Annotated in this window: 26 protein-coding genes and 2 pseudogenes; 21 read left to right on the forward strand and 7 right to left on the reverse strand. The window is 60.3% G+C overall.

Annotated features, from left to right (window positions below):
- Positions 1-26 precede the first annotated feature (26 nt).
- Complete coding sequence (locus NO364_RS18340) at positions 27-731, forward strand: tyrosine-type recombinase/integrase (protein ID WP_420191836.1); 705 nt, start codon at positions 27-29, stop codon at positions 729-731.
- Positions 732-954: 223 nt separating this feature from the next.
- Positions 955-1503, forward strand: coding sequence for a DUF8121 family protein (locus NO364_RS07735; RefSeq protein ID WP_474509147.1), 549 nt, complete (start codon positions 955-957; stop codon positions 1501-1503).
- A 235-nt stretch (positions 1504-1738) separates the two neighbouring features.
- Here NO364_RS07735 and NO364_RS07740 read toward each other — a convergent pair whose 3' ends face one another.
- On the reverse strand, positions 1739-2425 hold the full coding sequence (locus tag NO364_RS07740) for a helix-turn-helix domain-containing protein (RefSeq protein WP_157688006.1): 687 nt from the start codon (positions 2423-2425) through the stop codon (positions 1739-1741).
- Positions 2426-2628: 203 nt separating this feature from the next.
- Here NO364_RS07740 and NO364_RS07745 point away from each other — a divergent pair, with 203 nt between their 5' ends.
- Entirely contained in the window at positions 2629-3420 is a 792-nt protein-coding gene (locus tag NO364_RS07745; RefSeq protein ID WP_257628990.1) for an alpha/beta fold hydrolase, read from the forward strand.
- A gap of 326 nt (positions 3421-3746) precedes the next feature.
- Here NO364_RS07745 and NO364_RS07750 read toward each other — a convergent pair whose 3' ends face one another.
- The 4 genes and pseudogenes from NO364_RS07750 to NO364_RS07765 form a co-directional block, all read right to left on the reverse strand.
- Positions 3747-4838 (reverse strand): DUF7972 family membrane protein, encoded by a 1092-nt coding sequence (locus NO364_RS07750; RefSeq protein ID WP_257628991.1) that lies wholly within the window; start codon positions 4836-4838, stop codon positions 3747-3749.
- A gap of 497 nt (positions 4839-5335) precedes the next feature.
- On the reverse strand, positions 5336-5797 hold the full coding sequence (locus tag NO364_RS07755) for a DUF4112 domain-containing protein (protein WP_157688003.1): 462 nt from the start codon (positions 5795-5797) through the stop codon (positions 5336-5338).
- Between the two features lie 106 nt (positions 5798-5903).
- Positions 5904-6896, reverse strand: coding sequence for a transposase (locus NO364_RS07760; RefSeq protein WP_157688002.1), 993 nt, complete (start codon positions 6894-6896; stop codon positions 5904-5906).
- Between the two features lie 331 nt (positions 6897-7227).
- A pseudogene (locus tag NO364_RS07765) lies at positions 7228-7503 on the reverse strand (RNA-guided endonuclease TnpB family protein); the annotation flags it as partial.
- Positions 7504-7763: 260 nt separating this feature from the next.
- On the opposite strand from NO364_RS07765, the gene NO364_RS07770 reads away from it, so the two are divergent.
- The 5 genes from NO364_RS07770 (at position 7764) to NO364_RS07790 (ending at position 11184) form a co-directional block, all read left to right on the forward strand.
- Positions 7764-8444: an energy-coupling factor ABC transporter permease gene (locus tag NO364_RS07770; RefSeq protein ID WP_157688001.1), complete on the forward strand. Its 681-nt coding sequence runs from the start codon at positions 7764-7766 to the stop codon at positions 8442-8444.
- On the forward strand, positions 8444-8767 hold the full coding sequence (locus tag NO364_RS07775; protein WP_157688000.1) for a cobalamin transport operon protein: 324 nt from the start codon (positions 8444-8446) through the stop codon (positions 8765-8767). The genes NO364_RS07770 and NO364_RS07775 overlap by 1 nt, the downstream gene beginning before the upstream one ends.
- 2 nt (positions 8768-8769) lie before the next feature.
- On the forward strand, positions 8770-9582 hold the full coding sequence (locus tag NO364_RS07780) for an energy-coupling factor transporter transmembrane component T family protein (RefSeq protein ID WP_257627555.1): 813 nt from the start codon (positions 8770-8772) through the stop codon (positions 9580-9582).
- A gap of 68 nt (positions 9583-9650) precedes the next feature.
- A complete protein-coding gene (locus tag NO364_RS07785; RefSeq protein WP_343218008.1) occupies positions 9651-10454 on the forward strand; it encodes an energy-coupling factor ABC transporter ATP-binding protein in 804 nt (267 codons plus the stop codon).
- A complete protein-coding gene (locus NO364_RS07790) occupies positions 10435-11184 on the forward strand; it encodes a DUF1405 domain-containing protein (RefSeq protein ID WP_257628993.1) in 750 nt (249 codons plus the stop codon). The genes NO364_RS07785 and NO364_RS07790 overlap by 20 nt, the downstream gene beginning before the upstream one ends.
- Positions 11185-11471: 287 nt before the next feature.
- Here NO364_RS07790 and NO364_RS07795 read toward each other — a convergent pair whose 3' ends face one another.
- Entirely contained in the window at positions 11472-12110 is a 639-nt protein-coding gene (locus NO364_RS07795) for an energy-coupling factor ABC transporter permease (RefSeq protein WP_257628994.1), read from the reverse strand.
- A gap of 106 nt (positions 12111-12216) precedes the next feature.
- On the opposite strand from NO364_RS07795, the gene NO364_RS07800 reads away from it, so the two are divergent.
- Together NO364_RS07800 and NO364_RS07805 are read left to right on the forward strand one after the other, a co-directional pair.
- On the forward strand, positions 12217-12606 hold the full coding sequence (locus NO364_RS07800) for a CopG family ribbon-helix-helix protein (RefSeq protein WP_257628995.1): 390 nt from the start codon (positions 12217-12219) through the stop codon (positions 12604-12606).
- Between the two features lie 178 nt (positions 12607-12784).
- Positions 12785-13012, forward strand: a complete 228-nt coding sequence (locus NO364_RS07805; protein ID WP_144263519.1) for a YgaP family membrane protein — start codon at positions 12785-12787, stop codon at positions 13010-13012.
- Between the two features lie 159 nt (positions 13013-13171).
- Here NO364_RS07805 and NO364_RS07810 read toward each other — a convergent pair whose 3' ends face one another.
- The gene (locus tag NO364_RS07810) at positions 13172-13603 is read right to left on the reverse strand and encodes a CopG family ribbon-helix-helix protein (protein WP_257628996.1); all 432 of its coding nucleotides are present in this window, start codon (positions 13601-13603) and stop codon (positions 13172-13174) included.
- Between the two features lie 100 nt (positions 13604-13703).
- On the opposite strand from NO364_RS07810, the gene NO364_RS07815 reads away from it, so the two are divergent.
- The 11 genes and pseudogenes from NO364_RS07815 to NO364_RS07865 all read left to right on the forward strand — a co-directional run bounded on the left by NO364_RS07815 (position 13704) and on the right by NO364_RS07865 (position 23022).
- Positions 13704-14921, forward strand: a complete 1218-nt coding sequence (locus NO364_RS07815; RefSeq protein ID WP_257628997.1) for a GTP-binding protein — start codon at positions 13704-13706, stop codon at positions 14919-14921.
- A complete protein-coding gene (locus NO364_RS07820; protein ID WP_257628998.1) occupies positions 14921-16243 on the forward strand; it encodes a GTP-binding protein in 1323 nt (440 codons plus the stop codon). Before NO364_RS07815 ends, NO364_RS07820 begins: the two co-directional genes overlap by 1 nt.
- Positions 16240-16812 carry a MogA/MoaB family molybdenum cofactor biosynthesis protein gene (locus NO364_RS07825; protein ID WP_257628999.1) on the forward strand — a complete coding sequence of 191 codons (573 nt, stop codon included), beginning with the start codon at positions 16240-16242 and terminating at the stop codon, positions 16810-16812. The genes NO364_RS07820 and NO364_RS07825 overlap by 4 nt, the downstream gene beginning before the upstream one ends.
- A complete protein-coding gene (locus NO364_RS07830) occupies positions 16813-17199 on the forward strand; it encodes an iron-sulfur cluster assembly scaffold protein (RefSeq protein ID WP_257629000.1) in 387 nt (128 codons plus the stop codon).
- A pseudogene (locus NO364_RS07835) lies at positions 17200-17370 on the forward strand (MogA/MoaB family molybdenum cofactor biosynthesis protein); the annotation flags it as partial.
- A 54-nt stretch (positions 17371-17424) separates the two neighbouring features.
- Entirely contained in the window at positions 17425-17745 is a 321-nt protein-coding gene (locus NO364_RS07840; protein WP_257629001.1) for an ASCH domain-containing protein, read from the forward strand.
- Between the two features lie 415 nt (positions 17746-18160).
- Positions 18161-19687: a metal ABC transporter substrate-binding protein gene (locus NO364_RS07845; protein ID WP_257629002.1), complete on the forward strand. Its 1527-nt coding sequence runs from the start codon at positions 18161-18163 to the stop codon at positions 19685-19687.
- Positions 19684-19905 carry a DUF7511 domain-containing protein gene (locus NO364_RS07850; protein ID WP_257629003.1) on the forward strand — a complete coding sequence of 74 codons (222 nt, stop codon included), beginning with the start codon at positions 19684-19686 and terminating at the stop codon, positions 19903-19905. The genes NO364_RS07845 and NO364_RS07850 overlap by 4 nt, the downstream gene beginning before the upstream one ends.
- Positions 19902-20678, forward strand: coding sequence for a metal ABC transporter ATP-binding protein (locus NO364_RS07855; protein ID WP_257629004.1), 777 nt, complete (start codon positions 19902-19904; stop codon positions 20676-20678). The genes NO364_RS07850 and NO364_RS07855 overlap by 4 nt, the downstream gene beginning before the upstream one ends.
- Positions 20675-21733, forward strand: coding sequence for a metal ABC transporter permease (locus NO364_RS07860; protein WP_257629005.1), 1059 nt, complete (start codon positions 20675-20677; stop codon positions 21731-21733). The genes NO364_RS07855 and NO364_RS07860 overlap by 4 nt, the downstream gene beginning before the upstream one ends.
- Positions 21730-23022 carry an FAD/NAD(P)-binding protein gene (locus NO364_RS07865; protein WP_257629006.1) on the forward strand — a complete coding sequence of 431 codons (1293 nt, stop codon included), beginning with the start codon at positions 21730-21732 and terminating at the stop codon, positions 23020-23022. Before NO364_RS07860 ends, NO364_RS07865 begins: the two co-directional genes overlap by 4 nt.
- Position 23023: the final 1 nt, after the last annotated feature.

The raw sequence follows: 23023 nt of genomic DNA on the forward strand, positions 1-23023 counted from the left end.
TCGGGGGAACAGCGTTCTTGTGGTGGATGACGGACAACTATCAGCAGTCGAATGAATGGGCTCAGCAGCATCGACAATCCCTGACGACGCGGCACACTCACGAGGATGTCCTCACGGACCGGGAGTTCGAACTCCTCTTGGAAGCGTGTAGTTCACTGCCGGAACCGCGAGACTTGCAGGCACGATTCGTGTGTCTAGCTGGTGGCCGACTCGGGCTCCGGGCTGGTGAGATCGCACACTTCCGGGCAGACTGGCTCGATTGGGATCGGATGCTGCTTCGCATTCCACAACACGAACCCTGTGAGTGCGGCTATTGTCGTCGGCAAGCAGCACAAGAGACGACTCACAACGAGCAACTCACACATGAAGAAGCGATGGACACTCGCTGGCACCCGAAGACGGTTGCTTCCGCCCGGTCGATACCGATTGATCTGTCGCTCCGGTTGGAGTTGTGTTTGGAGCGGTTCACTGACCGGTACGACTCGTTCCCTCGATCCCGTACTACTGTCAATAGAAGAGTGACAGCTGCCGCCGAGGCAGCAGACATTGATGGCCGGGTCTATCCGCATTGTCTCCGTGCGACCGCTGCCAGCTACCACGCCTACCAAGGGGTTGCGCCGGTTCCACTCCAAGCGCTCATGGGGTGGAGCGACTTGGCCACAGCGCAGAAGTACATCCGCATCTCCGGACGAGCCACGGCTGACGCTCTTCGGCAAGTCCATCACCGATGAAACCGGTCTAACATCCATCAACTCTCATCCTCCGTGCTGAATTGAATGCGCGTATCCAGCACGCGGCTCACAACAGATTTCCAAGAGAACTTTGGAATATCGCGAATAAATTCACAGTTATGCGCCGCCGTGCATTCCTCGCGACTGGCTTGACCGCAACCTCCACCATCATCGCGGGTTGTGGCTCACCCGGCTTACGGACTGATACTGTTTATTGTAAGTCATTACCGGTGGTTCGCCGAGACGGTCCGGCGAACCACCGGCAACCAGTTACAATAATCCGTATGAATACACGAACCCGACCGTAACACACGACAACCACGATAACGCGAAATACCTCGAATTCCGCGGCGATAACACTGAATTCGCCATCGTGGGTGTCGATCCCAATATGGATATCACGCCGAGAAGCCTTTTTATATCCATCTCCCACCGTGTAGACACCCGTCTCCAGTCACTTACACAGCGGTTCGTGACTCCGGACAGTAACGGGACCCCGATACGACTCTCAGTTCAGCCTCCTGAGGATAATGAAAGTCCGAATCTACCCATATCACTATCCCAAAACGAGAGGGGCGCGGTCTTGGAGGTAGATGAATTCGGTACTCTCGCCGATGAAAGTGTGTTTATTACGCTCACTATCAGCCACTGGCCCAAGTCAGCCCGCGGACTCGTCATCGAGAACACTGTGGAACTCATTGAGACGGAGGCACCCGACCACACGGCTGTCCTCAACGGGCAGCTCGAATTCAATGCCGATTCCGACATCTGAGTCAATAGGTCTACCGTCAACACGTGGACATTAGCAGGCTCTCCTTCGAATAACCGATCTTGGAACCTGTCGTCGCTGCGGTTTGGTTAGTAACTCGAGTGTTTTCTCGGTCGAGATTGACTGTTGTAAGTCGCTCGTGATTGGTGCTTTCTCCGGGTGGCTAGCAGGCGACTCGGTCAGTGCCACAACGGCGCGGATCGACACGATAACGTCGCTCATTGCCGGGGTCTCGCCCTCAGGTGGAGAGTGGTGGCCACGTCGGTGCCACCGTCTCCTCGATGAGTTGGGTTTGAGCACGCCGTAGTCGTTCGGAGACGGAGGAGGCAGAGAGATCCAACTCTGTGGCAACATCTTCCAGAGACGTTCGTCGAGGGATGTCGAAGTAGCCCAATTCGTAGGCCGTTCGGAGCGCCTCGTGTTGGCGGTCAGTGAGTCCCTCGCCCGGTGGTTCAGTCTCCCCATCCTGCGTGAGACGGCGCAATTGAAAACTGGCGTTGTGCTGCCAGAAATGCGAGAAATCGGTGAACGCGTTTCGACTGGCGAACCAACCCGTTTGGTTCCATCCGTAGTCCCTCACCTCGATCCGCTCGATGATGGCCTCAGCTGTCGCAAGTGCTTTGAGCCCAGTGAGTTCATCAATCTCGTCTCCAAGCTGTTCTTCGAAACTCAGCGCTGGCCGTATCTGATACCGGCGCGTATCTTCGGCCTGACCGATGAACGTCCATCTCTCTACATCGTGGGCGGCACTGAGGGCGTGCTCAAGGTCTCTCTGGGGCCCGCCCCTCGCGGTGACCAGAAACAGGGGCCGGTTCCCATGGTTGAACTGTAACTCCAAAATCAATGTCGCTTCGGAGACATCCGCTGCGACCCCAGTCAGAGGAAGTGCCTCGCAGTGGATCTCGAATTCGGCGACGAGGCCCATACATAATCCTCTATGCGGACGCTAAAGGGACTGCCGAAAATCGCCGGATATACGATAGCCTCGTTGTGTCCTCCCAGTCTCAACAACTCGTTCGGGATTAGCTCCTCTCTGCTCGAAAGTAGGCCCAAGATTGCCACCCTTATTTAAAAAGCCGCATGACTGAGAGAATGTCTTAGCTCACTCCTCCGGCAACGTGATGATACATGTCGATGACACAGTCTGCAGATGGCACAGAAGTTGCCTACGAACGTCGTGGCGACGGTCGGCCGCTGATACTACTTCATGGCGGCATGGCTCCGCGAGAGTACTGGGACACAGTCGTGCCGCACTTCGATGACTTCGGTGCTGTTCTTCCTCGGCGGCCGGGGTTCGGAACCTGTCTGGACAGTCTTGAGACGACGAGTGCCGCTGACGTGCTTGATCGCGAAACCGAGTACGTATGCTCACTTGTCGACGCTGTCGACGGCAAATCGATCCTGTTCGGCCACTCGTTCGGCGCGCTGACTGCACTCGAGACTGCGAGAGATGCAGAGGTCGAGGCTGTCCTCGCTTACGAACCGGCCATCCTCCCCGATGGCTTTCGCGAGCAGGCAGATCTCGCCGATCGAATGGAGCAACTCATCAAGGATGGACAGCGATGCGAAGCAGTCAAACGATACATCGAGACGGTTCTCCACCCGGATGGAATCGACGATCTCGAGGGATGGCTGGCAGGATGGCCGGTCTGGCCGGATTGCGTCGACCTCGCCGAAGAAGTCGTCCGAATGAACCGCGCCGTCGAAAAATACGAACTGCCCACCCATTTCGACATCGACGCTCCCGTACTTGTTATGTCTGGTACCGACGGTCCGGCCTTTCTGCGGAAAAGCGCTCGCGACGTCCACGAGACGCTACCCCACAGCCGCTTCGTCGAGTTTGACGGTGTTAGTCACAGCGGCCCCGGCGAAGCACCGGGACTGATCTCGTCGGAGGTGACCTCTTTCCTCGACCGATAAATCGGAGACTGTGCTTCTCTCCATCGGGAGAGTCTCTCCGCAGTCTGTCCCGCTACGCGTATTCGTACTCTGTATGGGTCACGACTTCCCGACAGTAATCAAGTGGTCGACGGACATACTGTGTCGATGTTTGACCGTTGGTCCGGCAGCTCACTCAGTTCGGGATCCCGTGTCTCGACGAGTCTTGTGTCTCCTGAGAGACATCGCGGTGCCGTTGATATGGACGGCCATTCTATCATCGAAACGCCGGTTCAAACCACGTGATCACTAACTCGTCAGTCCTCGGTTGACGGATCACTAAGCCGAGCGAACGGCCGACATCTGCTTTACTCACCCTTGTCGCCGACACCCGAGTTCTCCCCGCTCTTCGCTTTGGTTTCTCCCCAGTCGAGGTCGCGGGACCGGTCAGTCTCCCGGAGGATGAACGGCCCGATGGAGAGTGTGCGCTTCGTCACGGTGACGATGCGGAGGATGTAGGACAATAGGAACGCGAACGGCAACAGGGAAATGGCCACGCCAGCGCTCACCACCACAACCAGTGTGCGCACGCCGAATACGGTCCCTGGGAACAGCGCCGGTTCGAGGTAGACGATGCCCGCGACCGCCGTGAGGAGCGCGGGTATGGACGCGTACAGCATCGTCCGGGAAAGGTCGATGAGCGCCCACTGGAAGTACAGCGTCTTGAAGTGCTCGCGTGCCGGCCCGAACAGTTCGAGCGCGTTGATGAGTTCGTCGAACGCGTGGTGCGCTTCCTCGGTGAGCAGGTCCTCGTTCTCTGCGCGAATGCGGCGCGCCGCATACAACTTCCACGAGTAGTTGTAGTTCAGCGCGGAGAAGACCACGTCGAACTCCCCGAACTGGGACCCTTCGAGATTATTCTGGACGGCGTCCGCGTTTTTCTTCACGTTCTCTGTGAACGCGGCCACCTGGTCGTTCAGGTTGTCGTTGTCGATGTCTGCGATGGCGTCTTGGAGGGCGTCCGTGTGGCGCTTCGTGAGTTTCACGAGCGACCGGAGGAACGCCGAGGGCTGGGCGGGACTGACGGGTTCCTTGATGACGTCCTCAACGTCCTTCCGGAACGCCATCGCACCCTCCATGCGTTCACGCTGGTCCCCGATCGGCCCCTGTTCCTGGGAGAGTACGAGCTGGCTGAGCGTGAGTACGAGCGTGACGGCCGTGATGATGGACGTGAGCAACCCCTGGAACAGCGTCTCGATAGGGTCCGCCTGGCTGAACAGCGCCAGCGTCCCGATCGGGTGGAGTTGCCCAACGATGGCAAGTGCGAGGAACACGCCGCCCGAGATTCCGGCGGCGACCAGCCACCGGTTCGCATTCAACAGTAGCCAGAATTTCCGACTGCTCTCCGGTACGCGCTCCCGCATCGTGTCGCTTGGGCGACTTCCTTCACTGTCGCTCATACCGTCCGTATTCCGCTCACGATTGAAAATTCCGGGCGACGAACTCGTCGGTCTGGACGCGTCCACGTCCCGTGACGGATAAGCCGCCGGGCGTCGAACCCCCTGGCATACCTCAGCAGACCGTTCTGGCACCTGGCGGTCTGACGTAGAACCGACCCTCGACCCGCTCAAAGGCAGGACGTCGGCAGACGTGGTGCCATGTCCGCCGAACCCTCAGCACCGGAGCCGCTGTGGCGGCGCCCGCCTCGTCGCAGTCTCGGCGTTCATCGCGGTGCGCGCCGGCGCAGGCCTGCGGTCCGACAGCGGTGACTGGGATGGGGGGAGCACGAGGACGCGCTGAACGCGCTCAGGTAGGCCGTACGACGCGGTGGGGTTGTTTGGGTTCTATCTCTGAGGGAGCGTTATCGCGTATTTGTCGTTGAGGTCGGCAACGTATTTTGTAGTAGCAACTTACAGTTCGGTTTCCTTGACGAGCACGTATAGCCCAGCGGTCCCACTCAGTTGTCAGGTTCGACGGGGATTTCGACGCCGCCGCCTGTCCTGTCGCCGGACCCGTCCGTCTCCACCACTTCGGCGAGGTCCTCCAGTGCGAGCGCGACGTTGCGTTTGTTCGCCTTCCAGAGCGCGTCGATCACAGTACCAACGTAGGGGATGGATCCACCCGCCACGTCGATGGTGATGTTGGCGAGCATCTCCACAAGTGTCGTGAAGGTGACTCCGAGGTGCGCCGACTCGGCGACGATGTACAAGGAGAAGGCGCCACTCACCACGTCGCCAGCAACGGGGAGTGCCCCCAGAACGGGGTCGATTCCGATGCGGAAACCGATGCCGGGAACGCGCACACTCTCGTCGAGTATATACGCGACCGTCTCCATCCGCTTGAGCGCGGTCTCGTCGAGGCTCGCCGGTAGTTCACCCTCGTAGTCGACATCGAAGCGGGATTCGAAGTCCGCGGGCATGGGGGGTACTGTTTCGGGTTGGTGACCGAAAGTCTGTGTGGTGGGCGTCGTCCCGACGCTAGTCTCGGACCATTCATTCGGTATAGAGGGTGCCATAGAAGACCTCTCACACCATGATTATGGTACTTCCCGGATTGTCACCACGTTCGTAGTTGGTGATTGCGACGACGAGGCGAAGACACAGCGCAAGGAACACCTGCGCTCGTGCGTGGACGCGGCCTCGAGCGTGAGTGCGCCCGAGGCCGCAGTCTTTGACTGCTTCGTTGGTTCGTTCTACTCCTGTCCGCCGGTTGTACGTCTCGTCTAAGATCGATTGCTTCAGCTGAACATCCTCACCGTGTTCGTTGATGCGGTCTTCGACCCTGTACTCGATGTCTTTCGGGGCGTCAGTATTTCGTGGGTTGTACGGAACGACTGGCACGACCCCTGCGGCCAGCAGGTGGTCGTGCCAGTCGAGCGTGTCGTAGGCGCTGTCTCCAAGCATCCACACCGGCCTGGCGACGGCGAGTGCGTCACGCGTGACGCGCATCGCCGTCTCTTCCAGCGCTTGTTTGCTCTCAGTGAACTCGGCTGCAATCGGGATTTTTTGTCCGGTCGAGACGATTGTACAGCCGTAGCCGTAGTAGTACTCTTCAGCGGTTGGATCGTAGCATGTCGACGCGTCTGGATCGGCCGCCATCGCTCTCACATCGGTTGAATCGATGGAGTACGTCAAGTCGAGCAGGCCGCCCGGCGCGGCCTGCTCGACGAGTCTCTCGAACACTTCGTAAACGACGTGTTCAAGATCGGTGAGAAGGCGATCGACCGCGTCTCTCGACGGCGGTCGATCGAACCCGCAGCTAAGCCAGACAACCGTGTTCCGAAGCTCCCGCTCAACCGGACGGAGTCGATAGACACCGTGGTAGTAGCAATGGAGGAAGCCGCGCATCAACTCTGGTGGCTCGTGATCTCGTGTTCGCCCCGTCTCCGCCGGGGCGAACACGTCGAACTCTTCGAGAAACTCGAAGGAAAGATGCTCAAACAACGCTAACGTCTCGGTCTCCGCGACATTGAAGAACGACTCTACCGAAGGATCATCTTGCAGGGTCGCTGAACTCATTCCAACTCAGCGTTCACCCTGCTCTTTGGTGTGGTAACTGTTCTATGACACCCTCTATCTTCGCAACACGTCGGCTACTTCGTTGAAATTCTCATTCGTTGTGGGGTTTCAGTCGTCGTGCTGAATATAGAGCGCGTATCGGTCAGCGACTTCGGGCCAGTAGACGATTGAACAAATCGGTCGTTACAGAGGATTATGATAGTGACTCGGTGACTTATGCAAACAATATTTTCTGATATTAATGTACTTAATATAATAAACGTCTGAGAATGGGATGCAGCTGGAAAATACATTAAATTTAGAAATCAAATTTATGCATACGGCCCAAATATATATTATATTTACAGACGAAGTGCAGTTCCCACTCGTCATCGTTCCAGACCGTACGAACGTTCTGCACCGAGAGGTCAACGTCAGGACGAGTCTGGTACTCGCAGAGCAAGAAGTCCGAGAAGTGTTTCTTCAGGTTCGAGCCTTTCGAGAGTCGAACTCGATTGTTCTCGGAGTCGTGTTTGAACCCGTCTTCTTTGAACGTAACCGTGGAACGTGGTCGTTCGTCGCCATGTTTCCGGTAGCCGGGCGGATTTGCCTTGTCGTCTTTCTGTCGTGAAAAGTTGCGACTCTTCTTCTGAATGCATACGATCTCATCGAGATCGATTGAGTCCAAGAACCACTAAGCGAACCTACGGTGAGATGGTCGTCATTTTCTGCAAGCGTTCAGGTATTGGCCAGTATCCGATTCGTCGAGAGTGTCCGTGTCAATATGCCCTCCTTACTAAGCTCTCATATTAGCTATCCGCCGAGATATTAACTGACAGATTAGATATGGCCAGATTTAATATAACAACTATTGTTATTAATAACACGATGGCACACATCCACCTCGGTGAAGGCTCGTTCCCCCTGTGGGCACTTGTGCTGTGGACGACCCTCGGCGTGGCACTCGTCGGTGCAGTCGTCTATCGGATCCGCAAGGGCGGAATCAAGACCCACCAGATCGCACTCGCCGGCATCGGTGCGGCAGCGAGTTTCGCAATCTTCCAGCTGAATATCCCCGTCTGGGGTGGCATCCACATGAACCTCACCGGCCTCGTTGGGATTCTCGCCGGGCCGCTGCTCGGTGCGTTGATCGCGCTGGTCGTCAACATCTTCTCGGCGGCGCTCGGGCACGGTGCGGTCGGTCTGATCGGCGCGAATACGCTCGTCAACGCGAGCGAAGCTATCGTCGCCTACTACGCGTTCAAGACCCTGATGGGGATGGACTGGGACGTCTTCCCCGCCAGCGCCAGTGCCGCGACGCTCGGCCTTTCCGCAGGCGCGTTCCTGATGGGGGCGATCATCGTCATCAGCGGCGTGAACGGGAGCGCGCTGCCGCGCGGTGATCTGACGATTGCCGTCGCCGGTCTCGTCGGGCTCAACCTCGGCGTCGCCGTCATCGAGGGTATCCTGACGGGCTTCATCGTTCAGTTCCTCGCCTCCGTCCGCCCCGACCTCGTCGGCCTCGCCGACCGTGACACCCAGGAGGAGCCGACCGGGGTGACGGCCTGATGCAGCGCTGGAAGCAGTACGGTGGTCTTGCTGGCCTCTTCGTTACCTTTCTCGCCGCTGGGTACTGGGGCTTCACCGCAACCGGCGGCGCACTGCCGTGGGCCAAACGCTCCGCACAGGCACTCCAGCGCGGTGTGCAGGAGGGTGGCGGTTCGCTTGTCGACTTCGGCCGCGGTATCGTGGTGGCCGGCCCCATTCGGAAGGGCGGAATGATGCTCGAATTCGGCGCGATCGTCCTCGTACTGGTTGTCCTCGGTATCGGATTGTACGTCTACGTCGACCGCTACGGTGGCTTCGAGGACGGAGAACGCCCGGCTCGGTAACCGTGACGACACTCTCGAACCACGTTCCCGATCCGCGGCTCATCACGGCGTTCGCCGAACGGCGAGACGGACCGTTACACCGCGTCAACCCATGGACGAAGGTCGGCGTCGTCGGTGCACTCGTCCTCGCCGTCACGGTGTTCAACCGCCTTGCGCTCTTGGCCGGACTGTACGGAGCCGTACTGGTGGTCTACGGACTCGCAGGACTGCCATACCGACGGTTGGCCGGCTGGTACACGCTCCCGATGCTGTTCATCGTCTCGGTCGCCGGGCCGCTGGCGTTCCTCGAACCGGGGACACCGATCGGTGGCGCGCTCTCGACACCGCTCGGTGAACTTTCTGTCACGTGGGCAGGGCTCGTGCTCTTCGGGGAGCTCAGCTGTCGATCACTCACGGTCGTCACGTTTGCGCTGACGGCGTCGATGACGACCAAATACACGGACGTCGCGTACATGCTCGGGCGACTACTCCCGCGGCCAATCGACCAGATCGCGTTGCTCACCTATCGGTTCACGTTCGTCATGATCGAGACGCTCGAGGACCTCGTGAAAGCCGCACTCTCCCGTGGTGCGAACTTCTCGGAGTTCTGGTCGAACAAACGGCTGTACGCGAGAATCCTCGGCATGACGATGTTGTCGGCGATCGAACAGTCAGAACGACTCGTCAAGTCGATGGAAGCCCGTGGCTACAACGGCGACATCACGCTGTACGGCGACGTCTCGCGACCGCCGGTCCACGAACTGTTCGTCGTGATCGGGTCGTACGTCGCTGTCGTCGGCTACGCAGCGGTCGCGGTCTACGGGGTGAGACTGTGAGTCGAGACGATTCACCGCTCGTCGATCTTCAGTGTGAGGCCCACACCTACCCAGACGGGACGGTCGGCATGCACGACGTCGACTTCTCGGTGTACCCCGACGAAGTCGTCGCCTTAGTCGGTGGCAACGGTGCCGGGAAGTCGACGCTCCTCGAACACCTGAACGCGACGCTCGTTCCCGACGACGGCGAACTCGTCGTCGACGGCACGCCGATCACCGAAGACAACAAGGCACACGCGCGGCGGGAAGTCGGGTTCGTCTTCCAGGACGCCGATACGCAACTCGTCGCGCCCACGGTCCTCGATGACGTGATGTTCGGCCTCCAGAACTACGGCGTCCCCGGTGACGAAGCGAGAGAACGCGCTCGTGAGGCGCTCGCGACTGTCGACGCGGGCCACCTCGAAGACCGGATTCCTCACTATCTGAGCGGTGGCGAGAAACGCCTCGTCGGCCTCGCCGGCGTGCTCGTCCTCGAACCGAGCGTGGTCGTGCTGGACGAACCGCTCGCAGGGCTCGACCCCGAGCGGTCCCAACTGGTCGCCGACCGGATCAAGCAGATTCACGAGGACGGTATCAGCGTCGTCCTGTCGACGCACGACCTCGAATTTGCCGCTGAAGTCGCAGACCGAGTCTGCGTGATGGCCGACGGCAACGTCGTCGGAAGTGGAACGCCCAAAGCGGTGTTCTACGACGACGCGCTGTTGGCGGACGCGAACCTTCACCCGCCGAGTGCGGTCCGTGTGGCTCGCGATGCAGGGCTGGGGGCGACCGAACAGCCGGTGACGGAAGCGGATCTGGTGGCGCTCCTCACAGAAGCCGACACCCTGGGACCCACACAGACACCCTCTCCAGATGGGCGCGGACACGACTGAGCGCCTCCCTCGGTATCTCGCGCCACTTCCTCGGCGGATCGAGATCGTTGCCCTGCAGTACGCGTGGGTAATCGTCGCGATCAACCTCGCGGGAACGGCATTCGGCTTCTGGTACTACATCCCCCAGTTCCAACTCGAACCGGTCGTCGCGTGGCCGGTTGTCCCGGATAGTCCGACGGCTACGCTGTTCATCGCCTGCTCGCTGGCGCTGTACAAACTCGGCCGGTCGAACGAGTACCTGAACGTGTTGGCGTTTTTCGGTTGTATCAAGCTCGGCCTCTGGACGCCGTACGTCCTGACGGTGTTCGCAGACGCGTTTCTCGCGACGGTCACGCCACCATCGCAGGTCGTTCCACTACTCGGACGAGAACTCGCCTCGAACGCGATGTACGCGTTCCTGTTCGTCTCACACCTGGGGATGGTCGTCCAGGCGTTCCTCATCCATCGCTACAGTGACTTTCCGGGTCGAGCGATTCTCGTTGCCGTGATCTGGTACGGATTCAACGACCTCGTCGACTACTTCGTCCCGATTGTCGGGACACCGCATCACACCCTGTTGCCGGTCGAACCGATTGTGAACGGCACCGTCCAGCACGTCTCCCCGGCACACGAGATTGCAGCTGCGGGTGCTGTTGCGCTGACGATACTGGCGACAGTGGTTGCAGTTCTGACTCGCAGAGAGAAACAGGGTATCCGGGTGGGAACCGATTCAGCGCCCGGCAGCCAGTAACCGTCCAAGCCCCAGCGCGAGGCTGAGTGTGAGCAGAGTGCCGAGGAATGCGCCACCCAGTGTTCCGGCGTGTGGTCCAAGTCCTGGTAGTGCGTATCCCGCAAAGAGACTCACACTGGTCGGCACACCTTCGGAGGCAGCACCGGCGAGTACAGCGGCGTTCTCCATCGGCTCTGCGTACCCGGTTCGCGCAGATGCCCATGCGAATGCTGGTGTGAGTACCACGAGTCCGAGGAGCCCGGCAAGCGAGCGTCGTTGCCATGGTGTCCGGACAAACGATCGGGCGCTCATGCGCGGATACCCTCCGGTTGGAGCTGTTCGGATTCGACGCCGGCGCGGTCGAGAAGCCGCACTCCTGCGAGGGTGAGTACACCTTCACCGATACCGAGGATGAAGTGCCCACCGGTCATGATGGCGACGACCGCGATGAACTCACCGGTGAACCCAGGTGAGACGCCAAGTTGGAGGCCGGCAGATGCAGCAGCAGCGGTGATTCCGATCCACCCGCTGGCCACGATTGCCAGCAGTTCGTTGCGATCTGCGAGTGTTACGTAGACTGCGTACCCGACATACGCTTGGACGATAGCCATATTCCAGATGTTGGCTCCGAGTGCGAGCGCGCCGCCGTCACCGAAGACGAGCGCCTGAACGGCGACAACGAGAGCGACGGCGAGTGCCCCCAGGTGAGGGCCGAGTACGATCGCGGCGAACGCACCGCCGACGAAGTGCGCACTCGTTCCGCCGGGGATCGGCCAGTTGAGCATCTGTCCGGCGAACACGGCTGCGGCGACGACGGCGAACAATTGAATCCGATACTCGGTTAGCGAGTCACGTGCTCGCATTGCGGCCACGGCCAATACCGCGCCGGCGATCAGGAGGAACGCGCCTGCCATCCACGGGTGTAAGAATCCATCTGGTGTGTGCATCGATTCCGAGTTCCGTAGATCTGGATATATGACTTCCGAAACCAATCATAATATAGCTACCACAGTTACTAGACACTCATATGAATTCAGTTCTGATTAATACTCGATGCGCACAAGTTTCAACATCCCCGACGACCTCCTCTCCGAGTTCGATGAAACGTGGCAGGCAGAGGGATTAGATTCGCGTTCGCGTGGCGTCCGCGAAGCGATGCAGGAGTATATCGAGGCCCACACCAGACTGGAGGACATCGAAGGCGACGTCGTCGTTATCATCGCTTTCGATTACGAACACGAAGCGGTCATCGAAGAGATTCACGACGTACAACATCAGTTTCAGGACGTCATCACGACCACGAATCATATCCATGAAGGAGAATGGTGTCTCGAGACACTCTTCTGCAGCGGACCGGCACCGCGTGTCCGGGACCTCACGTATCGCTTGCGCGATTTCGATGCGGTGAGTCGGGTCAAACTGATGCTCCTCGCTGAGCACTGAATTGTACTCACGGCTGACCCTGTTGAGATCCTGGATTGAGGACATTTTACAACGAGGGTGCTGAGTGCATAGCGCGTATCGGTCACGTAGGCCGGCGGTGGTTACGCACCCGAACGGATCTTGCGAGTATGACACACAACCGAGGTATTATTAATATACAGTAGCGCGACTGCACAGTATGGATATCAATGTCGGAGCCACTGATAAATCAGTGCGGACAACAGTCGGTGCAGTCGCCGGAGTGCTTTCCCTGGCGGTCCTCGCCGGGCAGCTCGCCGCGCCAGCTCTTGCCTCACCGGTGCTCGGTGTCGTCGCGCTCATCATGCTTGGAACGGCCGCGACTCGCTCCTGTCCAGTCTACTCCGTCCTGGGCATGAGTACGTGCCCGCGAAACGCTGGGCCGTAGGGCGTCGAATCGATAACGCTGTTGTCCTTCCGACCACGTAGCGAGGGAAACGACGAACCCGACTGGCCTAAGCAGAGATAGCGTCAACGGGACGTGCTGCATACATACTCCGTATTCAGCAGACGGGTTCTTTCAATTTCTGAGAATTTCAACACCGAATCACGACTCGATGCGCTGTTCAATGGAATCTTCGCCGAGTGAGGTGAGCGAGTAATCTACTGCCCGGACATCCGGCACTGCCCGGACGGTGTTGACGAAGTCGGATAGGGCCTCCGTGGTCCCCTCCAGGACGTACAACTCCATACAGTACTGGTCCTGGACGTGTGCATGAGTAGTCGCGGAGACGATAGCATCGTACTCGTGGCGTACTCCCGTGAGACGCTGCTGGACGGCAGGTTGACAGTACTCGAAGACCACTGATACTGTACACATATGCTTCTGTCCGTCGATAGTTCGCCCCTGAAACTCTTCGAGTAGCGTCCGTGTGCCTTCGCGGACGACCTCGCTTCGGCCACTGTACCCGTGTTCGTCGGCGAACTCGTCGATGCGTTCCAGTAACGCCTCGGGCATCGAAATGCTAACGACGCTCATATATACTAAATTTCTATTCCGAGGTATTAGTATCTGTTATGACTGTCGGTACTATATCGTAATAATTAGTATTTTAGTATAGTAGATTCATAACTCGCGTATGCCGTTCAACAACGACCCGATCCCGGTGACAATTCTCAGCGGAAGCCTCGGTGCCGGCAAGACGACGACGCTCAACCACATTCTCAGTAGCGAGCAGGAACTGAACGCTGCCATCTTAGTCAACGATATGGGCGAAGTGAACGTCGACGCCGACCTCGTCGAACGCGAGTCGGATCTCACCCAGAACGACGACGAGATCATCGAGATGTCGAACGGGTGTATCTGCTGTCGGCTCCGTGGCGACATGCTCGACGAAGTGGGACGATTGGCCGAAGAGCGAGACTTCGAATACCTCCTCGTGGAATCGTCTGGAATCAGTGAACCGATTCCGGTCGCTCAGACGTTCGCCCGCGGATTCGAGGACGCGGAGTTCGACCCTACGGGCGTCTACGAACTCGACACGATGGTCAGTGTCGTCGACGCACACAGCTTCTGGCAGGGTTTCGACTCCGGACAGGTGCTCACTGACGATGAAATGGAGCCGCAGGGAAATCGTGTCCCCGAGGAAGCCCTCATGGACCAGATCGAGTTCTGCGACGTTCTCCTGTTGAACAAGTGCGACCTCGTTCCGGACGACGAACTCGAGGAGATGGAGGCCGTCCTGAAGACGCTCCAGCCGCGAGCGAAGATCATCCGGACCGAACACGGCGCCGTCGATCCCGAGGAGATCCTGAACACGGGTCGATTCGACTTCGAGGCGGCAAGCCAGTCCGCCGGGTGGAAGCGTGAATTGCAGGAAGGACACCACCACGAGTCAGCCGCCGACGAACACGGCGTCACCTCGTTCGTCTTCGACGCCGACCGACCGTTCCATCCAGAGCGGATCGCTCGTCTCTTTGCCGATCTTCCCGACGGTATCGTTCGCGCAAAGGGCTTTTTCTGGTCCGCCGGTCGCGAAGACATCGCGATGGGGCTCGACAAAGCAGGCCAGTCGGTCCGGGCCGGTCCGAAAGGGACGTGGATCGCCACGCTCCCGAAGGCCCAACAGGAGCGCTACTTCGCCGCCCGCCCCGGAATCAAAGAGGACTGGGACGACCAGTGGGGCGACCGCGGATCAGAACTCGTGTTCATCGGCCGCGAATTCGATCAGGAGACACTAATCGAGCGACTGGAGGACTGTGTCCTCTCGGACGCAGAGATGGCCGAGGACTGGAACGAGTACTCGGACCCGTTCACCGCCGACGAACAGCGCGAACTCGCACTGGCCGACGACTGATGGCCGTCGACGAGCAACCCCCGGTCACGATCCTCAGTGGCGGACTCGGCGCCGGAAAGACGACCCTACTCAATCACCTCCTCACGGTTGGCGGCGAGGAGTACGATATCGCCGTTCTCGTCAACGACGTCGGCGAGGTGAACGTCGACGCCGACCTCATCGAGAATGGCTCCGAACTCTCGATCGAAGACGGCGGTGTCACGGAGCTGTCGAACGGCTGTATCTGCTGTGGGCTGCAGAACGAACTCGATCAGGAACTGAGACGTCTCGCGTTCGACGAGGAGTTCGACTATCTGGTCATCGAAGCCTCGGGTATCAGCGATCCAGTTCCCATCGCCCAGCGGTTCGTCTCGCCCGCGCGTGCGTCAGCACTGTACGATCTCGATACGACCGTCACGGTGGTCGACGCCGCACAGTTCCATCAGGCGTTCGTCGATGGCCGCCCACTCAAGTCGACAGACGACGACGCCCGACCGCTGTCGGACCTCCTCGCCGAGCAAGTCGAGTTCTGCGACGTGCTCATCCTCAACAAGTGCGATCTCGTTTCCGAGACAGAGCGCGAAGCGGTCGAACGCGTCGTCCGAACACTCCATCCCGGAGTAGAGGTCGTCCGAACGACCGAAAGCACCGTCGACCCGGAACGAGTTCTCGGAACGGGTCGATTCGATCGAGACGAGGCAAGTAACTCCGCCCGGTGGAAACAGGCACTCTCGCCCGATCACGGCGACAGCACAGACGTCGATTCGGACGAGCACCACGAGAGCCAGACGGAGGCGGACGACCACAGTCACGAACATGGCGACGACCACGACCACAGCCACGACGAAGCGCACGACCATCGTCACCCACCAGAGGAGTTCGGTGTCGACTCGTTCGTCTACGAGCGCCACCGGCCGTTCCATCCCGAACGCTTCAGCGAGTGGCTCCGTTCGTTCCCCGATTCCGTCGTCAGAGCCAAGGGCCACCTGTGGGTCGCTGGCCGCGAGCGCTACGCCCTCGACCTGAGCCAGGCGGGAACACAGACCCACGTCGAGGTCAACGGGCGGTGGGCAGTCACACTCCCCGAGTTCCGGTGTGAGTCCTATCGCGAATCGCGGTCGGACCTCCACTGGGACGAACAGTGGGGTGACCGCGAAGTGAAACTCGTCTTCATCGGGGCTGGGATGGACGAATCCAGCATCGTGGATACGCTCGACGACTGCCTCGTTTCGGAGACAGGGATGGACGAGAACTGGGAAGCGTTCGAGAATCCGTTCCCGGGGACGATGGAGTGGTCGCAGTCCCCGATGGAACAACGCCTCGTGGTAGGTGACCGATCGTGATCCAGAATGACCGCGAACTTCCTCCAGTAGCGGACCGACGGACGACGGATGCCGACGGCCACGACTGTATCGACCCGCTAGGCGTGGCCATCGTAACCGTGTCCTCGTCCCGCGGAGATGGCGTCGAAACGACGCCACCCGATCCCAGTGGTGACGCCATTGCGAGTATCCTCGTCGAAGCGGGTCACGTCGTCACGTCACGCCGGATGGTTCCGGACGACTACGTCGGAATCAAGACCACAGTGAGCGAGTGCCTGGATCGGCCGGACGTCGACGTCGTCGTCACTACGGGCGGGACGGGCGTCACCGTCGACGACGTCACTCCGAACGCGGTGAGCGAGCTCTTCGACCGCGAACTGCCTGGCTTCGGCGAGGCGTTCAGATGGCTCTCGTGGGAGGAGGTACGGACGCGTATCGTCTCCACCCGTGCGACAGCGGGCATCGCCCGCGACGTTCCGGTGTTCGTGCTACCGGGAAGTGAGAACGCCGTCGAGCTCGCCACGGCGGAAATTATCGCCGAGGAAGGTCCGCATCTCGCTGGACTCGCAACCAGGCACGAGGTGGCGTAGATGCAGGGTTCCGAAGTGTATCAGGAGGTAATCCTGGATCACTATCGGAACCCGCGACGGTGGGGCGAACTCTCGCCAGCTACCGTCTCCCACACTGGCGAGAATGCTTCCTGTGGCGACGAACTCACGTTCGACCTCAGACTCGCCGATGACGGCGAAACGATCGAAGAGGTCGCGTTTACTGGAGAGGGCTGTGCGATCAGCATTGCCAGCGCGAGCCTGCTTGCGGAGGAACTCCCGGGAATGACGCTCTCGAAAGTTCGTGACCTCGACCGTGATGATGCCCTCGACCTTCTGGGAATCGAGCTGACGCCGATGCGCGTCCCGTGTGCTGTGCTCGCGGAGAAAGTGGTTCAGGACGGCGTTGAAAGCTATGAGGATGGCTAATCAACCCGTGCAACAGCGGGTATCGCCCGCGACGTACCAGTGTTCGTGCTACCGGGAAGTGTGGACACAGTCGAGTTCGCCACGGTGGAAATCATCGCCGAGGAAGGTCCGCATCTCGCTGGACTCGCAACTCGACACGCGAACGAGAACGTCGACAGTGAACAGCACTGATGACCACCGAACGACAAGAAGTCAGCATCCGATGAAACTGGAGAGACGAACCCGATGACCTCGATCGAAGCGAACGAACTGCTTCCGGCTGAACGGATTCGACGAGCGGCCGTCGCCGGAGACGTTACCCAACTGCATCGTGGCGACAAACACGCCTCCGAAGGTGACCGCTTCGAGATCGATGATATCGTCTTCGAAGTGACCACCGTACGAGAGGAGCGACTAGGGGACCTGACAGACGAGGACGCCCGAGCCGAAGGGTCACCGGATCTCGACGCATACAAGGAGCGGATCGAGCGGACCCACGACGTGACGTGGGACGACGACGATACTGCTGTCCTCCACCGATTCGAGAGAGTCGATCAAGACGGGTGAGTTGGGTCATCCGTCGGCCGACGGGCTCCGTGCCAGCGCTGGCGGCGCAAAGCGCGTTGCTCAGGCGGTGACACCGAGGGCTTCTAGTTCTTCGGTGGAGTATTCAGCGCGAAGTTCTTCCGTCGAGTGGTCTTCGAGAACCTCCGCTCGCTCTTCGTCACTCATCTCGGCCGGGTCGCTGAAGCAGTGACACATTGCAACCGTATCTGGGTGCCACAACTACTAAACGCCTGTTAGCACGCTTCTCTAGCTTATGTAATACGGAATCTGAGGTAGCAACGATTAGCAATTCCAGGCTCCGCGTTAGTTACCCCAATGTAAGTTACTAAGACTCTCTATTACTTAGTGGGTGATTATTAACTGAACTATTCAAAATCATAGCTCTTATTATCTAGAATAGCAGTGTTAACAATAGATGTCGCGATACACCCGACGACGACTCATCGCAACTGGACTCGGTACGACAACCATCGGCGCGCTCGCGGGCTGTACGTCGAGCAACGACGACTCCGGCGCGACGGAGAGCGCCGGGCCGGAAGCCCAGTCTTCGTTCTTCGTATTCGGGGACTTGGCCAGCCAGGTTGCAGGCGACACTGCGACCGCAGAGACGCTCGTCCCGATCGGTCAACACGGCCACGGGTGGGAACCAGGCTCCAAAATACAGGGAACGATCCTCGAATCGGATCTCTTCCTCTACGGGATGGAGGGGTTCCAGCCGTGGGCTGACGACCTCGTGACGAGTCTCCGTGACGACGACGCCGACGTCGACATCGTCGCTGCCGGTGCTGGTATCGACCTCATCGAAGGCGGACACGACCACGGTCACGAAGAAGACCACGAGGAAGGCCACGACGAACACGAAGAGCACCACGGCGAATCGGCCCCGTGGGAGTGGGCTGGTCTCTACCACCTCGAAGCTGGCACCTACACGTACACGTTCCACGAGGGCCCCGATCCGAAGATGCAGCTCGCCGTTATCGCAACCGAAGAGGGCGGCGACCACGGCATTCACCACGTCGAGGAGACCGCAACCACCCTCTACGACGACCACGACACGCACACGCCAGTAGAAGACGTCGGGACACTCACGCCGTCCAGCGAGGCGCTCTATCACCTCCAGTTCGCGGACTCCGGCGAGACGACGTTCACCCTCGACACCGAAACCGAGGGTCACTACGTCCTCTTCGCCCAGCACGCTCCCGCGGAGTTCGACGCGACGCTCACCAACGGCAGTGGGTCGGCCATCGACCCCGAAGTGACCGAGACTGCCGGCGGACACGGATACGAGGGCGATGGCGAACACGAAGGTGAACACGACCACGAGAGTGGGGAGGAACACGAAGACGAGCACGAGGGAGAAAGCGAACACGAAGGCGAGGAGGGACACAACCACGACCACTCCGGCGGAACGGACCCGCACTTCTGGCTAGACCCGGAGCGAGCGAAGCAGGCGGTCGACAACATCCGGAGCGGGTTCGTCGACGTCGACAGCGACAATGCCAGTGCCTACGCCGAGAACGCCGAGTCGTACCGTAATCGTCTGGACGAACTCGACGAGTCGTTCCAGTCCGCGCTTGAGGGCGCCTCGAAAGACGTCGTGTTCGTCGCTGGTCACAACGCCTTCCAGTATCTCGGCCAGCGCTACGGCTTCGAAGTACAGACACTGACGGGACTGTCACCGGACGACCAGCCGACGCCGAAGGACATCGAGCGGGCCCAGGAGATCATTGCCGAGCACGACCTCCAGCACGTCTGTGCGGATCCGCTCGAATCCCAGACCGCGGCGAACCAGCTCGTCGAAGAAACCGACGCCACCGAAGTCCTGCCGCTGACGCCGATTCCCGGACAGACCCAGGAGTGGGCCGACGAGGACTGGGGCTACGTCGAGATCATGGAAAACATCAATCTCGAGACGCTGAAGCAGGCCCTCGACGCAGCATGAGCGACACCGCGTCTGGCGACACGGAACCGGAGTGGGACGGGAACGCCGAGCCCGGTCCGTCCGAGAGCCCTCGTTCGGGATTGATGGCACTGGTCGTCGGTCCGGCCGAACGACCAGCGTGTACGATCTATCCGCCGGACGTGGCCGTTCCGTATCGGACGACGACTTGGATTACGGCGTACGGGAACTCGTTCGTCGACCTCGACGACTACCGATGACGACAGCAACGACAGAGAGGGAACGGTCGGGGGACCCTCTCATCAGCGTCGACGACGTCACGTTCGGCTACGGAGAGGTCCCGGTTCTCGAGTCGGTATCGATCGACGTCGAACCTGGATCCTTCCTCGGACTGGTCGGGCCGAACGGCAGCGGCAAGAGCACGCTGCTCGACCTGATGCTCGGTCTCCGACGGCCCGACAGTGGAACGGTTTCGCTGTTCGGCGAACCCGCCCACGAGTTCGAGGCCGGGGAGCGAATCGGATACGTCGCACAGGACGCGACGAAGGCAGCACGCGATATGCCGATCACGGTTCGAGAGGTGGTCGAAATGGGACGGTACCCACGGCGGCTCGTCGGCCGATTCTCGACAGCGGACCGGCGAGCGGTCGAGGAGGCGCTGGAACAGGTCGGAATCACAGATCTCGCGTCTCGGCGGGTCGGCCGACTGTCCGGTGGCCAACGCCAACGGGTCTTCATCGCCCGTGCGCTCGCCTCGGAGGCCGACCTGCTCGCACTCGACGAACCGACGGTCGGCGTCGATGCCGAATCCAGAGAGGAGTTCTACAGCCTTATCCACGAATTGAACGCGACTGGACTGACCGTCATCCTGATCGAACACGACATCGGCGTCGTCACCACGCACGCGACGGACATCGCCTGTATCAACCGCCAGTTGTACTTCGACGGTAACCCGGAGGAGTTCGTCGAGACTGATGCACTCTCGCAGGCATACGGAAAGGACCAGCACGTCCTCCAGCACGACCACAGATGATGCACACACTACACCGCCTCGGAGGGAGTATCCCATTCGAGGATGCGATCGCATCCCTCCTCCTCACAGTCAATATTTTCGCCCCCATCGAGTGGTTCCTCGACCACATCTTCGGTGCCGGAATGGACGTGTTGGCCGACCTGCTCGGCACGCCGATGCTCGGGTATCCCTACATGCAGCGGGCCTACCTCGCTGCGGTGTGTATCGCCCTCATCGGCCCGGTCGTCGGAACGTTTCTCGTCCATCGAGAGATGGCGATGATCAGCGACACCCTCGCACACACTGCCTTCGCCGGCGTCGCCGTCGGATTGTTCCTCAATTCGGCCCTCTCGCTCACGCTGTCCCCGCTGTTCACCGCGTTCGTGGTCGCAGTCGTCACGGCGCTACTCGTGGAGTTACTCGTCGAACACGCCGGGGCGTACAGCGACACCTCGCTGGCGATCGTCCTGACGGGCGGGTTCGCCGTCGGCAGTATTCTCATCACTGCAACCGACGGTGGCATTGCGGTCGGCATCGACGCCTACCTCTTCGGCAGTCTGGCGACCGTCTCGACGGAGAACGTCGGGATCCTCGTGTTGATGAGCGTCCTCGTCGGCAGCCTCGTCACGCTGGTGTATCGGCCACTCCTGTACGTCACGTTCGACGCGACGGCCGCCCGCGCGGCGCGACTGAACGTCCGCCTGTACAAACGCCTCATGGTCGTGCTCACGGCGCTGGTCGTCGTCAGCGCGATGCAGATCATGGGCGTCATTCTGGTCGCTGCGATGCTTGTCGTTCCGGTCGCTGCCGCGGCGCAGGTCGCCGGGAGTTTCAAGCAGTCCATCTTGCTGGCGATCCTCGCTGCTGAGTTCGCGGCGATAGCCGGTGTAACACTATCGTACGTCTATGGAATTGCGGCCGGTGGCTCGATTGTCGTCGCGGCGATTGCTGTGTACGCCGTCGCCCTCGGCTTCCAGGGGCTGGCACATCGTCTCCCAACCGTTCGACGGCACCGAAGCCAACGGCCCGGACAGACCCGAGACGGACTCGAAGCCGACGGAGGCGAGAGAGAGTGACCGTCGACGGACTGGACACCGATACCACGTTGAGCGGGCCACAGTCCTACGAGTACGTGATCATCGGTGGCGGTATTCACGGAACCTGCCTGGCGAACTATCTCCTCGCCGAGGGAGCGTACAGACACCAGGACCTCCGTCTCGTCGACCCTCGCGACCAGTTACTCGCGTCGTTCGAGACGAAGGCTCGTCAGTGCGGGATGCGAACGCTCCGGTCGACGTTCGTCCACCACATCGGCACGGAGCCGTTCTCGCTTGAATCGTTCGCGGAGGGGGCAGGTCGGGAGGCCGAACTCGTCTCGACGGAGAACTATCCGAATCGACCGACGCTGGAACTCTTTCTCGACCACGCTCGAGACGTCATCGACCGGCATGGTATCGACGAGTGTCACCTGCAGTCGAGGGTGACGGGAGTTACCAGGACTGGGGCAGGTGACCGACTCGAGGTACAGACGGATGCTGGGTCACTCGAAGCTCGCCACGTCGTGTTAGCCATCGGACTCGGTGGCTCGCGAACGCTCCCCACGTGGGGGACGTCACTCCCCGATGACGCCCCGCTCGTTCACGTCTGGGACGACGAGTTCGACCCGACGACAGCAGCGGAATTTTCGGGTCCGACGTACGTCGTTGGGGGCGGTATCACCGCTGGGCAACTTGCCTGCTGCCTCTCGGAACACACGGACGTGACACTCTGTTCGCGTCACGACCTCGATATCGAACTGACCGAAGCCGACCCGTACTGGATCAACTGGCGACACATCGAACAGGAGATCCACACACTCCCGTCGGGGTCGAAGGCCCGCCTTGACCGGATTCGGGCCGCCCGCAACGACGCGACGATCCCACCGTACGTCGAGCGTCGACTGGACGAGGCGCGTGACTGTGACGACCTCGAAATCCGACGCGGCGAGATCGCGTCCGCAGACGCGACAGACGAGGGATTACTGGTGCGGTTCGACGACGGTACGACCGCAACGAATGCGCAGGTCGTCCTCGCGACCGGACTCGATCCGGTCCCAGAGCACCCACTAGTCGGATCCGTCGCCGAGTCGTTGTCACTCGAACGCGGGGCCGGCGGCTTTCCCGTCCTCGACGACCGGACGCTCGCGTGGCGAGGGACCGATGGCAGCCGTTCTGCGGTGTACGTTTCGGGAGCGCTCGCAGAACCCAGCGTCGGTCCCTTCGCCCGGAACATCGTCGGCGCTCGTCGAGTCGCAGAACGGCTCCTCGCGTCACGACACAGGGCCGGTTCAGAAAGAGCACCGTCGGCTCCCAGAGGGAGGTCTTGAG

It is taken from the genome of Haloplanus salinarum (assembly GCF_024498175.1).
Lineage (GTDB): Archaea > Halobacteriota > Halobacteria > Halobacteriales > Haloferacaceae > Haloplanus > Haloplanus salinarum.